Origin of the sequence: Cohnella hashimotonis (assembly GCF_030014955.1) — a bacterium.
GTDB classification, from domain to species: Bacteria; Bacillota; Bacilli; order Paenibacillales; family Paenibacillaceae; genus Cohnella; species Cohnella hashimotonis.
This window is the reverse complement of sequence record NZ_JAGRPV010000001.1, coordinates 6,441,080-6,455,497: the sequence shown is the minus strand read 5'-3', so window position 1 is coordinate 6,455,497 and position 14,418 is coordinate 6,441,080. Positions and strand designations below refer to the sequence as shown.

Sequence of the window (14,418 nt, the reverse complement as noted above, 5' to 3'; positions counted from 1 at the left end):
GTACCATGAGAAGAGTCGCGATCATCGGAGCGGGCAGCATCGTTTTTTGCAAGACGCTGATGCTCGACATCATGGCGACGCCGGAGCTCGAAGACACCGAATTCGTATTAATGGCCCCTTCCACGGGCAAAACGTCGCAGGTCAAGGCGTTCGCCGACAAGGTCATCGAGAAGAATGGGCTCAAGTCGCGCGTGCTCGTGACGACCGACCGCAGGGAGGCGCTGGCCGGCGCGAGCTATGTCATCACGTCGTTCCAGGTGGGCGGCGTGTCCGCGTTCGAGCTGGACTACAAGATTCCGATGAAGTACGGCGTCGACCAGTGCATCGGCGATACGCTCGGCCCAGGCGGCGTATTCCGCGCGCTGCGCAGCATTCCGGTTATCCTGGACGTGGCGCGGGATATGGAGGAGCTGTGCCCGAACGCGACGCTCCTTAACTACGTCAACCCGATGGCCATGATCTGCTGGGCGCTCGGCGAGACCAACATTCAATATGTCGGCCTGTGTCACGGCGTGCAGACGACGCTCGATCTCATCGCGGGCTATACCGGCGTGCCGAAGGAAGAGATCGATTACGTCTCCGCCGGCATCAATCACATGGGCTGGTTCACGAAGCTGTCCCACAAAGGCGAGGATCTGTACCCTGCGCTTCGCGACAAGTTCGAACAGCCTGAATTTTACGTCAACGAGAAGGTGCGCGGCGAGGTGTTCCGCCATTTCGGCTACTTCATGACCGAGTCGACGGGGCATCTGTCCGAGTACGTGCCGTGGTTCCGCAAAAACCAAAAGGCGCTCGACCTGTACTGCGACGAGCCTTCCTTCGGCGGAGAGTCCGGCGCGTACTATACTTGGTGCGCGTACGTCGCCGAGAAGTACAAGGACCAGGACATTCTGGCGGACGAATCGTACGACTTGCCGCCCCGAAGCGTGGAGTATTGCGCTTATATCATCGAGGCGTTGGAAACGGGAAAAACGTTCAAGTTCAGCGGCAACCTGCGCAATAACGGCATGATCGCCAACCTCCCGGCAGACTGCTGCGCCGAGGGCGCGGTGTTTGCGGACCGTACGGGCATCCACCGGACGGTCATCGGCGAGATTCCGCCGCAGTGCGCGGCGCTTAACATGACCAACATCAACGTGCAGCGGCTGGCCGTGCTGGCTGCCAAGTCCGGCGATCCGGAGACGGTCGTGCAGGCGATCGCGCTCGATCCGCTCACGTCGTCGGTCTTGACGCTGAAGGAAATCCGCGACATGGTCACGGAGATGCTGAAGGCGCAGCAGCAGTGGCTGCCGCAGTTCGAAGGGCGCCTGCCGCGTCCCACGCCGACGATCGAGACGCCCGAAGGCTTGCAGCGGGCGGAAGTGCCGATCGATCCGGCGTTGGCGGTGTTCTCGCGGTTCGGCGAGCTGGCAAAGTAAAGCAGGATCCCGCCGCGGGGGATTGACAGTTTCGTCCTTTTTCGACCATAATGAGGGAAATGATCGGGGAAGCACCCCGCAGAGCGCGCGATGGATCGCGGCGCTTTGCGGGGTGTTTTGCGTGAGGAGGATGGTAAAATGAGCGAAAAGAAAAGCGGAGGCAACGGCAAGGTCAAAGAGACGCACGGCACGTATTTTATCGACGAACGCTACGAGATCATCGGCGGCGTGCGGTACGACTTTCTCACCTCGCCGAAGTTCGTGCATCAGGATGTGCTCGGACAGCTTTTTCTAGCATTTAATGCTTCTTGCATGCAGGACGGGGTGATCCTGCTCGCACCGATGGACGTTCACTTCGACAAGGACAACATCCTGCAGCCGGACTTGCTCTATATTAGCCGGACGCGCAGCGACATCATCCGGGACGGCTATGTCTATAGCGCGCCGGACCTGGTCGTCGAGATTTTGTCCGACAGCACGGCGCGCAACGACAAGACGATCAAGAAGGCGACGTACGAGCGATTCGGCGTAGCCGAATATTGGCTGGTCGAACCCGAGTACCGGCTGGTCGATCAGTTCGTACTGACCGAAGGCGAGTACCGGCTCTTCAGAACCTGGACGACGGAGGACGAGATCGTCTCAACGGCAGTTCCGTGCCTTGCTATGAATTTATCGGAGGTATTTCGGCAAACGGTTTAGTTCGGATTTCCCGTGTCGCTGGCACGGATTTCCGCGTTGTCCCGATCCCCGCTTCTATAGTAGAGTTAGGTCCATCAGACACCGGGGAGAATCATCCAGATCATGCACAAGTCCGCTTTATCGCAGCTCATTATAGCGATGGCCATATTCGGCTCGGTCGGGTTCTTTTCTTCGCGAACGGGCTTGCCGGCCGTGGAATTGGTATTTGTCCGATGCGTCTGCGCCTTCGCCATTCTGCTGGCGGCCTGGCTGCTCACCGGCAGCTTTAGACGTGAGCGGTGGGACGTCAGGGAGACGCTCATCGTCGTCGCGTGCGGCGTTTCCAACTTGCTGAATTGGGTGTTCCTGTTCACCGCGTTCAGACTTATATCCGTGACGATCGCGATCTCGCTCTATCATTTGGCTCCGATTCTCGCGCTGATCGCGGGCGGCCTCATCTTCCGGGACAAGCTCGGCAGAACCGCGATCCTGTCGCTTGCAGGGTGCTTCGCGGGCACGCTGCTCATCATGGGGGCGGCAGGCTTCAACGGTGCCCCTTCAAGCTGGCAGGGCATGGCGTGCGGCGTACTAGCGGCCTTTTTTTACGCGGCGACGATGCTGTTCGGCAAAAGCGTGCGGCAGACGAGCGTGTATGCGACGACGTTTATCCAGATGGCCATCGGGCTGGCGCTGCTGCTGCCGTTCGTGCATTTCGAAGCTTATGAAAAGCTCGCGCGCGGCGAATGGCTATATGCCGTCGCGACAGGCATCGTCCATACCGGGGGCGTGTACCTGCTCTTTTTCGGCAGCATCCGCCGCTTGCCGTCTCCGGTCGTCGCTGTGTTCGTTTTTGTCGATCCCGCGGTGGCCATCCTGCTCGATATCCTCGTCGACGGCTTTCGGCCGGATGGGCTGCAGTCGGCTGGTATCCTGCTGCTGTTCGGCAGTTTGCTCGCAGCGTTCGTCGTTCCGATGAGCAGGACGGGCAGGCTGCGGGAGAGATAGGCGCTTCCAGCCGGGCGCGCCATTAGAAAGTTCCTAATTTGCGAAGATCGATAACAAGGTCTCTGCCACGGTGCCGAGGCCTTTTTGTGCTGTTATTATCCGTTTGAAGTAAAAAAGGTGGATAATCGCCTTACCATCATTTAAAGTAAAAAATGGAAAATATGATCGAAATGAGGGTGCTGGTGTTGAAAAAAATCGTAATCGCGATGTCGATGGTTTCTCTAATAGCCGCCGGCTGCGCCAAGGAGCCCGAGCTGCCGGAGCCGGCCACGATCAAGGTGCTCGCCTGGAACGCGAACCTGTTCAATGAGAGATATGGCAGTTTTTATATCGCGACGCATCCCGACGACGATCTGGAAGTCATCTCGGTCGTCGAGCGGCTCGAACAAGCGGGCGGCGGCAACCCTGATACGGTCGTGGACGAGCTGATCGAGAAGGAAAACCCGGACGTGATTGCGCTTCCGCACAACTTTTTCGAGCGGGCGAGAGACAAGGGCGCGCTGCAGCCGCTCGACGATCTCGCCAAGAAGGACAAGTTCGATCTGGCGGAGATCGCCCCTGCGGTAACCGATGCGTTAAGCGCGGAAGGAAAGCTGTACGGAATAGCGGCGACGTTTACCGGATATGCGCTTTATTACAACAAGGCACTCTTTGATCGTTATAAGATCGCTTATCCGACTGACTACATGAGCTGGAACGAGGTGTTCACCCTGGCGAACCGATTCGCCAAGGCGCCCGCCGGCAATGAGCCTGCCGAATTCGGGCTCGACTACCCTTCTACGGCAAATCCATTCATGATGGCGTTAAATATTGGCGAAACTGACGGGATAAGCGTTTATGCGAATGGCAAGTTCACGTTAAATACGGAGGCGTGGGAACGTATTTTTCAGAACGTGAAGTCCTGCCTCTCGTCCGGAGCTTGCCTGGACAGAGCTAAAACGAACAAGACCGCGGCTTTAAACCTGAAGGAAAGCCAGTTGAATGCCATGCCTTTCCTGACCGGGCGGGTAGCGATGGCGATTTCGGACTCGCGGCTCTTTCGAACGCTGGGCGGGGGCGGATATGAGTCGCTCGAATGGGGCATGGCAACCGTGCCGGTTAGCGAGCGGGAGCCGGATACGGGAGCGGCAGCGGTGCCGGAAGACGTATTCTCGATCGCCCAAAATGCGCCTCAGCCTGCCGCGGCGTGGCGTCTCCTTCAATATATCGGCGGCGAGGACTATGCCAAGGTGCTCCCGCGCATCGATCCATCGAGCTTGGCGGCCAGAAGTTCGGCTGAGGACCAGTCCGACGATGACAAGGCGGTTTTTTACAAGCTCCAGCGCCGTAATCTGTCGCCTGTTGCTTCCTTAGGTGTGCTGCCGATGCCGGTAATAAACCGAATCGAAGAGATCTCTCAAACGTATACGCCGCAAGCGATGTCGGGGGATATGACGGTCTCCGACGCGTTAAAGCGTATGGAGTCCGAAATGCAGTCGGCGCTGGACCGCGAAAACGAGAATTCGGGGATCGCTTCGTCCCAGACGCAGAGTAGCGAATAACGATGGAGGACGAAACTTTAGCCAAAGAGCCGGCGTTCTCTGCTATACTCAGCTTTAAATGATTAGAGAGCGAACAGGAGGAGGATCGCCGGCATGGCGCAAGCGCATCGCAGACATCACAGACCAGAGCTTTTTCGCAGCAGAGGCCTCAGCGATTCTGGCAAGGTTTCATTTATCGAACTGTTTTTCGATTTGATTTTCGTATTTGCCGTCACGCAGCTGTCCCATTCGCTGCTTGAGAACTTCACGTGGATGGGCGCGCTGCATACGGCAATGCTGACCATGGCCGTCTGGTGGGCGTGGAACTACACGACCTGGGTCATCAACTGGCTGAGCCCGGATGCGCTCCCGGTGCGCATTATGCTGTTCGCGCTCATGCTGATCGGCTTGATCATGTCCACTTCGATACCCGAGGCGTTCGAGCATGCAGGACTGTACTTCGGCATCTCGTATGCCGCATTCCAGATCGGGCGTACCGCCTTCACCGTATGGGCGCTTGGGCATGGCGCGCCGGTCAATCAGATCAATCTGGTGCGCATCCTGTGCTGGCTCATTTTGTCGGGCGTCTTTTGGGTCGCGGGCGGGACGCAGGAGGGCGAGATGCGTCTGGCGCTTTGGGGCGTCGCGCTGCTTATCGATTATGTGGCCCCTTCCCTCGGCTTCTGGGTGCCGCGGATCGGCCGCTCCACGGCCGCGGATTGGGCGGTCGAAGGCGCCCATATGGCGGAACGCGCAGGTCTGTTCATTATTATCGCGCTCGGAGAGTCCATTATCGTCATGGGCGCCACTTTTGCGGGGCTGGAGAGAAACGCGGAGACGGTGCTGGCGTTTCTCGTCTCGTTCTTGGGCACGGTGTCTATGTGGTGGATCTACTTTGAGACGACCTCGCGTATCGGCCATCACTATATCGTAAACGCGAGCGTCCCGGGACAGCTGGCGAGAGCGGCCTATACGTATACGCACCTGCTGTTGGCGGGAGGCATCGTGCTGTCGGCCGTCGCGGACGAATTTCTGCTCGCGCATCCGACCGGGCATCTGGAGCCCGGCGTAGCGTTGGTCGTATTGGGTTCCCCGGCACTTTATCTGCTGAGCAACGCGATCTTTATATGGATCGTATCCCGAATGTTCGCTGTACCGCATGCAACGGGACTCGCAGCGCTGGCCGTACTCGCACTGTTCTCGCACTCGCTAACCCCGCTGGCGCTGTCGGCCTCCGCCGTAATCGTTCTGATCGCGGTCGCCGTATGGGGCAGCCGGTTTTCCAACCGGTTGTGCACGCTCGTGCCCAAGCATCACGGATGAACCAATCGATTTAGCAATCAACCGCCGGCGCCATCCGAATGGATGGTTCCGGCGTTTTTTTGCGCGAAACGGAAACGCGGGGAAGAGAGTCCGGACGGCGCAGGGCGCAGTTCACTTCATATGGGAGCAAACCAATCCTGCAGGATGCCGCTACGTCGCAGGAAGTCCCAACTAGAAACAAACCCACCTCCAGGATGCCACCACATCCTAGGAAGTCTTATTTAGAAACAAACCTGCCCTCCGGCATGCCACCACATCGCAGGAAGTCCCAACTAGAAACAAACCCACCTCCAGGATGCCACCACATCCTAGGAAGTCTTATTTAGAAACAAACCTGCCCTCCGGCATGCCACCACATCGCAGGAAGTCCCATCTAGAAACAAACCCGCCCTCCGGCATGCCACCACATCGCAGGAAGTCCCATCTAGAAACAAACCCGCCCTCCAGGATGCCGCTACGTCGCAGGAAGTCCCAACTAGAAACAAACCCGCCCTCCAGGATGCCACCACATCGCAGGAAGTCCCAACTAGAAACAAACCCGCTCTCGAGGATACCACCACATCGCAGGAAGTCCCATCTAGAAACTAACCTGCCCTCCGTCATGCGACCACGTGGCAGGAAGTCCCATCTAGAAACAAACCAACCCTCGAGGACGTCGCCATACCGCTAGAACTCCTAACTAGAAACAAACCGAGCCTGCGCGAAAGAGAGCCTTCCCAAAACCTTTAAAAGGGGTGTTGACAAAATGCTTCAAATCAATTATCTTTAATTCAAGAGATGAACGAACCAAACAAACACAGTGAAGCGAACCAAAACAAACGGCGAAATGAGGAATAACGAATGGCTGGCACGATGGCAAGGACGATGGCAATGGCAACGACGATGGAAAAGACGACGCTAGTGAGTCAGCAGCAAGGCGAGGGATGGCGCGAACCGATTTAGACGATCAAGTTTTCGCCGACCTAATATCTTTAATTAAAGAAAATTAAAATAAACATTTTAAAGGAGAGAATTATCATGATGGATACGGGATTGCTGATCATTCGAATCGTTGTAGGTTTGTTGTTTGTGGGGCATGGGGCGCAAAAGCTGTTCGGCATGTTCGGCGGCTACGGACCGAAGGGAACGGGCGGCTGGATGGAATCGGTCGGCATCAAGCCGGGCGTCGCGATGGCCGTCATCGCCGGGCTCATGGAATTCCTGGGCGGCGCGTTGTTCACGGTCGGTCTGCTGACGCCGGTCGCCGCGGTCCTGATCGCGCTTGCCATGATCGGCGCCATCAAGGTCCACGCTCCTAACGGCGTATGGTCGACGGCAAATGGCTACGAATACCCGCTCGTCATGCTCGCCATCGCGATCGGCGTGGCGCTGACCGGCGCGGGCGCATACTCGCTCGACAACGTGTTCAACTTATTTTAATCGGCTAACCCAATCGTGCGTTTCCTAACATAAACGAGGAGTGAATCAATCATGACTACCATCCAAACCGCAGGTATCCACCATATCACCGCATTCGCCAGAAATCCGCAGGAAAACGTCGACTTCTATGCCGGCGTCCTGGGCCTCCGGCTCGTCAAGAAGACGATCAACTTCGACGCCCCCGAAGTGTACCACCTCTACTTCGGCGATAAGAACGGCAGCCCTGGCACGATCATTACCTTCTTCCCGCATCCCGGCTCCCGCAAGGGCAAGGTCGGCGGCGGCCAAGTCGGCGTAACGACTTATGTCGTGCCGGCCGGCGCCCTTGCTTTCTGGGAAGAACGTCTCGCAAGCTTCGGAATTTCGTTCGAGAAGACGTCGCGCTTCGGGGAAAACTTCGTACAGTTCGAGGACAACGAAGGCCTGCGCCTGGAGCTCGTCGAACGCGAAGCGGGCGCCAACAGCGAATGGTCGTTCGGCGGCATCACGGCTGACAAGGCCATCAAGGGCTTCGGCGGCGCCATCCTGTTCAGCGCAAACGTCAAGCAGACGGGGGCGGTCCTCGAGCATGTGCTCGGCATGACCCGCATCGGCGAAGAGGACGGGTATACCCGCTTCCGGGCATTCGGCGACATCGGCAACATCGTCGACATTCCGACGACCGACATGCCTTGGGGGACGCCGGGTGCCGGCACGATTCATCATATCGCCTGGAGGGCCAAGGACTTTGAAGAACACGTACAGTGGCAGCAGCACGTAAGCGAAGCCGGCTTCTACCCGACGGAGGTTATCGACCGCCAATACTTCAACGCTATCTATTTCCGCGAGAGCGGCGGCATTCTGTTCGAGATCGCCACGGATCCGCCCGGATTCGCGAACGACGAGCCTGCGGAAACGCTGGGCGGCAAGCTGATGCTCCCTTCGTGGTACGAACCGCACCGCGAACAGATCGAAGCTAACCTGCTGCAGATCGAAGTGCGCGAATTAATTCCCCAGGCTCTTCAATCCGACCGGGATTCGGTGTAAATTGAAGAGGCAAGGAAAATTCATTCTATTCATAGCGGAGGGTTAACATGGGCAAAATAGCGGTATTCGGATTTGGACGCATCGGCAGACAGTTGCTCAGAGTCGCCCTTCAAGACAATCTGTTCGTACCTGTATCCATCTCGGACATCAAGGACGAGGCCACGCTGGCCGCGCTGTTCGAGGTCGACACTAACTATAAAAGGTGGCCCGAGGCGGTATCCGGCGGCGAAGGCAGCATCGTCATCGGCGGCCGGGACATCCAGTACATCAACTCCGCAAGCGAGGTGCCGGACTGGCAGGCGCTCGGCGTGGACCTGGTCATCGACTGTACCGGCCGTGCCGTGACGCGTTCGGTCGCCCAGGTTCACCTGGACCGCGGCGCCAAGCGCGTACTCGTCAGCGGCCCGAGCAAGACGCTGGACGATTGCGACGCGGTGCTGCTGAAGGGGATCAATCTCGACCACTTCGATCCGGACAAGCACAAGATCATCAGCATGGCGAGCTGCACAACCAACGCGCTGGCTCCGGTCGTCAAGCTGGTTCGCGAGAACTTCGGCATTAAGCACGGCTTGTTCTCGACCGTCCATTCGTACACGAACACCCAGTCGCTGACCGATCAGCCGATGAAGGACCGCCGCGACTCGTGGGCAGCGGCGGAGAACATCATTCCGTCGTCGTCCGGCGCGGCCAAGGCGCTCAAGTTCATCTGGCCCGATCTTCAGATTACAGGCAAGGCCTACCGGATTCCGACCCGGACCGGCAGCATCGCCGAGCTCAACCTGATCACCGACAAGCCGGTCACCGCGCAGGAGATCAACGATATGTTCCGGGCAGCGGCTGCCGAAGGCGAGCTCAAGGGCGTGCTGGACGTGCTGGAAGGCGAATGGGCGTCCTCGCGCATCGTCGGCGATTCGCATTCTTCGATCATCGACCTGCCGCTGACGCAGGTACAAGGAGACATCGTATCGATCGCAGCCTGGTACGACAATGAATGGGGCTACGCCTCGCGACTCGCCGAAGTCGCGGCTTACCTCGCCAACCGCTAATGCAACGAAGGGACGGCCGGCCAGTCAAGCGGTCGTCCCTTTCTACGGGGGCGGCGTGCCGGAGTCGTTCGGTTGGATGAAAACGATGTTCATCCGGGCGGCAGGAGGAAAAAGATGCTGATTTGCATCTTTGCTTCCTAAAAGGGGCCGTGCCGGCGCAAATAGATGTATATATGCGGTTTTTAACTTCAACTTAAGGGGGAGGCGTATCGGGATGAAAAAGATCGGCATCATCGTGGGGAGCCTGAGGGAGCAGTCGTACAATCGCATGATCGCGGCCACCGTGCCGGAGCTTAGCCTGGATGAAGAAGCGGCTTACGAATACATATCGATCGCGGATTTGCCTTTATACAATGCGGATATCGACGTTGGCGACGGCCCCGAGGCCGTGCGGCTTTACCGCGAGGCGATCCGGGGCGCGGACGGGCTGCTGATCGTGAGCCCGGAGTACAATTCGGGCATTCCCGGCGTACTGAAAAACGCGCTGGATTGGGCGTCCACGCCCACCCGCTCGGCCGCGTTGATTCACAAGCCTGTCGGCATCGTCGGCGCGACGCCGGGTCCCAAGGGCACGATCCTTTCGCAGCAGCAGATCCGGCAGACGCTGGAGGCGACGCAGGCCTGGGTGCTGCCTTTTCAGAAAATGTACATTTCTCAGGTCATGGAAAAAGTGGATGCCGAGCGCGGCCGTCTGACGGACGAGACGACGCTCAAGTATTTGAAGCGATACGTGCAGACGCTGCTTCGCTGGATCGACCAGTCGCGGGGATTGCAGTAACTTGCCGTATAAACGGTTTATCGATGCAGGTCAGCCAGGATCCCTGGTCGGCCTGTTTTTACGTTTCGTTTCCCAGGTGCTTGGAATCGGCTACCATCTTCGTAATATCACGCCTTATAGTCAAGCGGAACGCCTCACTATAATAAAGCTGTACGTAAAGTTGAGGAAGGGAGGATGGAGGCAAGCCGCGCATGAGCAAACCGAAGCAGTCGGGTTATATCGGTTCGTCACTACTTGTAACCGCTATCATTGCGAATGAGACTTCGAACATCGGCCCAATCCCATTTAAGGAGGACTATAATGCGACAAAAGCACGCAGCATGGATGCTCGCTCTTATTGTGCTGATCACCGGATGGATCTCTGCCGCCGGTTCTTTTTCTCCGGCGTTCGCGGCCGGAGGCGCGAATCTGACGATCGGCAAGACGATTACCGCGAGCGGCCAATCGCAGACGTATGCGCCGGACAACGTCAAAGACGGCAATGCAAGCACCTATTGGGAGAGCGCGAACAACGCTTTCCCGCAATGGATTCAGGTCGATCTGGGCGCGAGCGTGAACATCGACCAGATCGTGCTGAAGCTGCCGTCAAGCTGGGAAACGCGCACGCAGACGCTGGCCGTTCAGGGCAGCGCGAACGGTTCAACGTTTGCCAACATCGTGAGTTCTGCGAACTATACGTTTAACCCGGCCGTAGCCGGCAACGCCGTCACGATCAACTTCACGGCGACGTCCACCCGGTACGTTCGTTTGAACGTGACCGCCAACACGGGCTGGCCGGCGGCACAGCTGTCGGAGTTCGAGATCTACGCTGCGGCCGGCACGACGCCGACGCCAACGCCGCCTCCGGGTACGTACCAAGCAGAAAATGCCGCGTTATCGGGCGGTGCCAAGGTGAATACGGACCATGCGGGCTACGCGGGAACGGGTTTCGTCGACGGCTACTGGACGCAAGGGGCGACGACGACGTTCACGGTCAACGCAGCCGCAGCGGGCAGCCGGAACGTGACGCTGAAGTACGGCAACGCGAACGGCGCCGCCAGAACGCTGTCCGTCTACGTCAACGGCGTCAAGATCCGTCAGACCACGCTCGCGAGTCTGGCTAACTGGGACACCTGGGGCACGCAAACGGAAGCCTTGACCTTGAACGCCGGCAGCAATACGATTGCGTACAAATTCGACGCAGGCGATTCTGCCAACGTGAATCTGGATCAGATCACGGTCGATGCCGGCACGTCGCCGACCGCCACGCCAACGGCGACCCCGACAGCAACGCCAACCGCGACCCCGACGGCGACGCCTACGGCAACCCCAACCGCGACCCCGACGGCGACGCCTACGGCAACCCCAACCGCGACGCCGACCGCTACGCCGCCGCCGGGCGGCAACATTGCGATCGGCAAATCGATCGTTGCGTCCTCAAATACGCAATCCTTCGTGGCCGCCAACGCAAACGACAACAACACCGCCACGTACTGGGAAGGCGGCGGCAATCCGAGCACGCTGACGCTCGATTTCGGCGCCAACCAGGATATCACTTCCATCGTGCTCAAGCTGAACCCCGCTACGGAATGGGGCACGAGGACCCAGACGATTCAGGTGCTCGGCCACAATCAGTCGACCACAACCTTCTCGAACCTGGTCTCCTCGCAGACCTACACGTTTAACCCGGCATCCGGCAACACGGTGACGATTCCCGTGACGGCAACGGTGAAGCGTCTGCAGCTGAACATCACGGCGAATACCGGCGCGCCGGCCGGACAGATCGCCGAATTCCAGGTGTTCGGCACGCCGGCCGCCAATCCGGACCTGACGATTACGGGCATGTCCTGGTCGCCGGCTTCGCCGATCGAGACCGACGCTCTCACACTGAACGCGACCGTTAAAAACATCGGCACGGCGGCATCCGCCGCCACGACGGTCAACTTCTACCTGAACGGAGATGCCGCCGGCACCGCGCAGGTCGGCGCGCTGGCCGCGGGTGCTACGGCGAACGTCTCGGTGAGCGCGGGCGCCAAGACCGCGGCTTCCTATACGCTCTCGGCCAAGGTCGACGAGAACAACGCCGTCATCGAACAGAACGAAGCGAACAACAGCTATACAAATGCCGCACCGCTTACGGTTGCGCCCGTTTCTAGCTCGGATCTGGTCGCCGCGACATCGTGGTCGCCGGGCACCCCGACCGCGAATAGCGCCGTCAGCTTCACGGTCAATTTGAAAAATCAGGGCACGATCGCTTCGGCAGCCGGCGCGCACGCGATCTCGCTCGCGATTAAAAACGGCGCAGGCACGACCGTCCAGACGCTGAACGGCTCTTATAGCGGATCGCTGGCAGCGGGCGCTTCCGCCAACGTCGCCATCCCGGGCACGTGGACGGCGGGCAGCGGCAGCTACACGGTGACGACGACCGTCGCCGCGGACGGCAACGAAGTCCCGACCAAGCAGACCAATAATACAAGCGCATCCACGCTCACCGTCTATGCGGCGCGCGGCGCGAGCATGCCGTACTTCCGGTACGACACGGAGGATGCGACGAGAGGGGGCGGCGCGACGCTGCAGGCTGCGCCGAACTTCGACCAGGCGCTGATCGCCTCGGAGGCGTCCGGCCAGAAATACGTGGCGCTGCCGTCGAACGGCTCCTATGCGCAGTGGACCGTGCGCCAGGGACAGGGCGGCGCGGGCGTCACGATGCGGTTTACGATGCCCGACTCCGGCGACGGCATGGGCCTGAACGGCGCGCTTGACGTCTACGTCAACGGGACCAAGGTGAAGACGGTATCGCTCTCGTCGTATTACAACTGGCAGTACTTCTCCGGCGACATGCCGGCGGATGCGCCGGGCGGCGGAAGACCGCTTTTCCGATTCGACGAAGTGCACTGGAAGATGGATACGCCGCTTGCGCCGGGCGACACGATCCGGATTCAGAAGGGCAACGGGGACAGCCTGGAATACGGCGTCGACTTCCTGGAAATCGAGCCGGTGCCGACCGCCATTGCCCGTCCGTCGGGCGCCGTATCGGTAACCGACTACGGCGCTGTGGCGAATGACGGACAGGACGATCTCGCGGCGTTCAAATCCGCGGTGACGGCGGCCGTCGCGGCCGGCAAGACGCTCTACATTCCTGAGGGTACGTTTAACCTGAGCAGCATGTGGGAGATCGGCTCTGCCAGCAGCATGATCAACAACCTGACCGTTACGGGTGCGGGCATCTGGCATACGAACATCCAGTTCACGAACCCCAACGCGGCTGGCGGCGGCATCTCGCTGCGCATCTCCGGCAAGCTGGATTTCAGCAACGTCTATATGAACTCCAAGCTTCGGTCGCGCTACGGCCAAAATGCGATTTACAAAGGCTTCATGGATAACTTCGGCTCGAACTCCACGATTCACGACGTATGGGTCGAGCACTTCGAATGCGGCTTCTGGGTCGGCGATTATGCGCATACGCCCGCGATCTATGCGAACGGACTGACGATCGAGAACAGCCGCATCCGCAACAACCTGGCCGACGGCGTCAACTTCGCCCAGGGCACGAGCAATTCGATCGTCCGCAACAGCAATCTGCGCAACAACGGCGACGACGCGCTGGCCGTCTGGACCAGCAACACGAACGGCGCGCCGGCCGGCGTCAACAACACGTTTTCCTACAACACGATCGAGAACAACTGGCGCGCGGGCGGCATCGCCTTCTTCGGCGGCAGCGGCCACAAGGCGGACCACAACCTGATCGTCGACACGGTCGGCGGCTCCGGCATCCGGATGAACACCGTGTTCCCGGGCTACCATTTCCAGAACAACACCGGCATCGTATTCTCGGACACGACGATCATTAATAGCGGCACGAGCCAGGACCTGTACAACGGCGAACGGGGCGCGATCGATCTGGAAGCGTCGAACGACGCCATCCGCAACGTGACGTTCACGAACATCGACATCCTCAATACGCAGCGCGACGCGATCCAGTTCGGCTACGGCGGCGGCTTCGAGAATATCGTGTTCAACAACATCAACATCAACGGCACGGGACTCGACGGCGTGACGACTTCGCGCTTCTCCGGTCCGCACCAAGGCGCGGCCATCTACACCTACACCGGCAACGGCTCGGCGACGTTCAACGGATTGACGACGAGCAATGTTGCGTATCCGAGCCTGTATTACCTGCAGCCTGGGTTTAATCTGACGATTCATTAAGCGGGAAGATGGAAAAA

At 59.1% G+C, this 14,418-nt stretch carries 10 protein-coding genes; all 10 read left to right on the top strand.

Going from position 1 to position 14,418, the window contains the following annotated elements; genetic code table 11:
* Positions 1-5 precede the first annotated feature (5 nt).
* On the top strand, positions 6-1,418 hold the full coding sequence (gene melA, locus KB449_RS25770; protein ID WP_282911105.1) for an alpha-galactosidase: 1,413 nt from the start codon (positions 6-8) through the stop codon (positions 1,416-1,418).
* A gap of 138 nt (positions 1,419-1,556) precedes the next feature.
* On the top strand, positions 1,557-2,117 hold the full coding sequence (locus KB449_RS25765; RefSeq protein ID WP_282911104.1) for a Uma2 family endonuclease: 561 nt from the start codon (positions 1,557-1,559) through the stop codon (positions 2,115-2,117).
* A 102-nt stretch (positions 2,118-2,219) separates the two neighbouring features.
* Positions 2,220-3,101, top strand: coding sequence for a DMT family transporter (locus tag KB449_RS25760; RefSeq protein WP_282911103.1), 882 nt, complete (start codon positions 2,220-2,222; stop codon positions 3,099-3,101).
* Between the two features lie 185 nt (positions 3,102-3,286).
* Complete coding sequence (locus KB449_RS25755) at positions 3,287-4,642, top strand: ABC transporter substrate-binding protein (RefSeq protein WP_282911102.1); 1,356 nt, start codon at positions 3,287-3,289, stop codon at positions 4,640-4,642.
* Between the two features lie 93 nt (positions 4,643-4,735).
* The gene (locus KB449_RS25750) at positions 4,736-5,944 is read left to right on the top strand and encodes a low temperature requirement protein A (protein ID WP_282911101.1); all 1,209 of its coding nucleotides are present in this window, start codon (positions 4,736-4,738) and stop codon (positions 5,942-5,944) included.
* Between the two features lie 1,017 nt (positions 5,945-6,961).
* A complete protein-coding gene (locus tag KB449_RS25745) occupies positions 6,962-7,363 on the top strand; it encodes a DoxX family protein (protein WP_282911100.1) in 402 nt (133 codons plus the stop codon).
* 51 nt (positions 7,364-7,414) lie between these two features.
* A complete protein-coding gene (locus tag KB449_RS25740) occupies positions 7,415-8,389 on the top strand; it encodes a ring-cleaving dioxygenase (protein ID WP_282911099.1) in 975 nt (324 codons plus the stop codon).
* Between the two features lie 47 nt (positions 8,390-8,436).
* Complete coding sequence (locus KB449_RS25735) at positions 8,437-9,435, top strand: type I glyceraldehyde-3-phosphate dehydrogenase (RefSeq protein ID WP_282911098.1); 999 nt, start codon at positions 8,437-8,439, stop codon at positions 9,433-9,435.
* A gap of 214 nt (positions 9,436-9,649) precedes the next feature.
* Positions 9,650-10,213, top strand: a complete 564-nt coding sequence (locus KB449_RS25730) for an NADPH-dependent FMN reductase (protein ID WP_282911097.1) — start codon at positions 9,650-9,652, stop codon at positions 10,211-10,213.
* Positions 10,214-10,513: 300 nt separating this feature from the next.
* Positions 10,514-14,401 (top strand): CARDB domain-containing protein, encoded by a 3,888-nt coding sequence (locus KB449_RS25725; RefSeq protein ID WP_282911096.1) that lies wholly within the window; start codon positions 10,514-10,516, stop codon positions 14,399-14,401.
* Positions 14,402-14,418 lie beyond the last annotated feature (17 nt).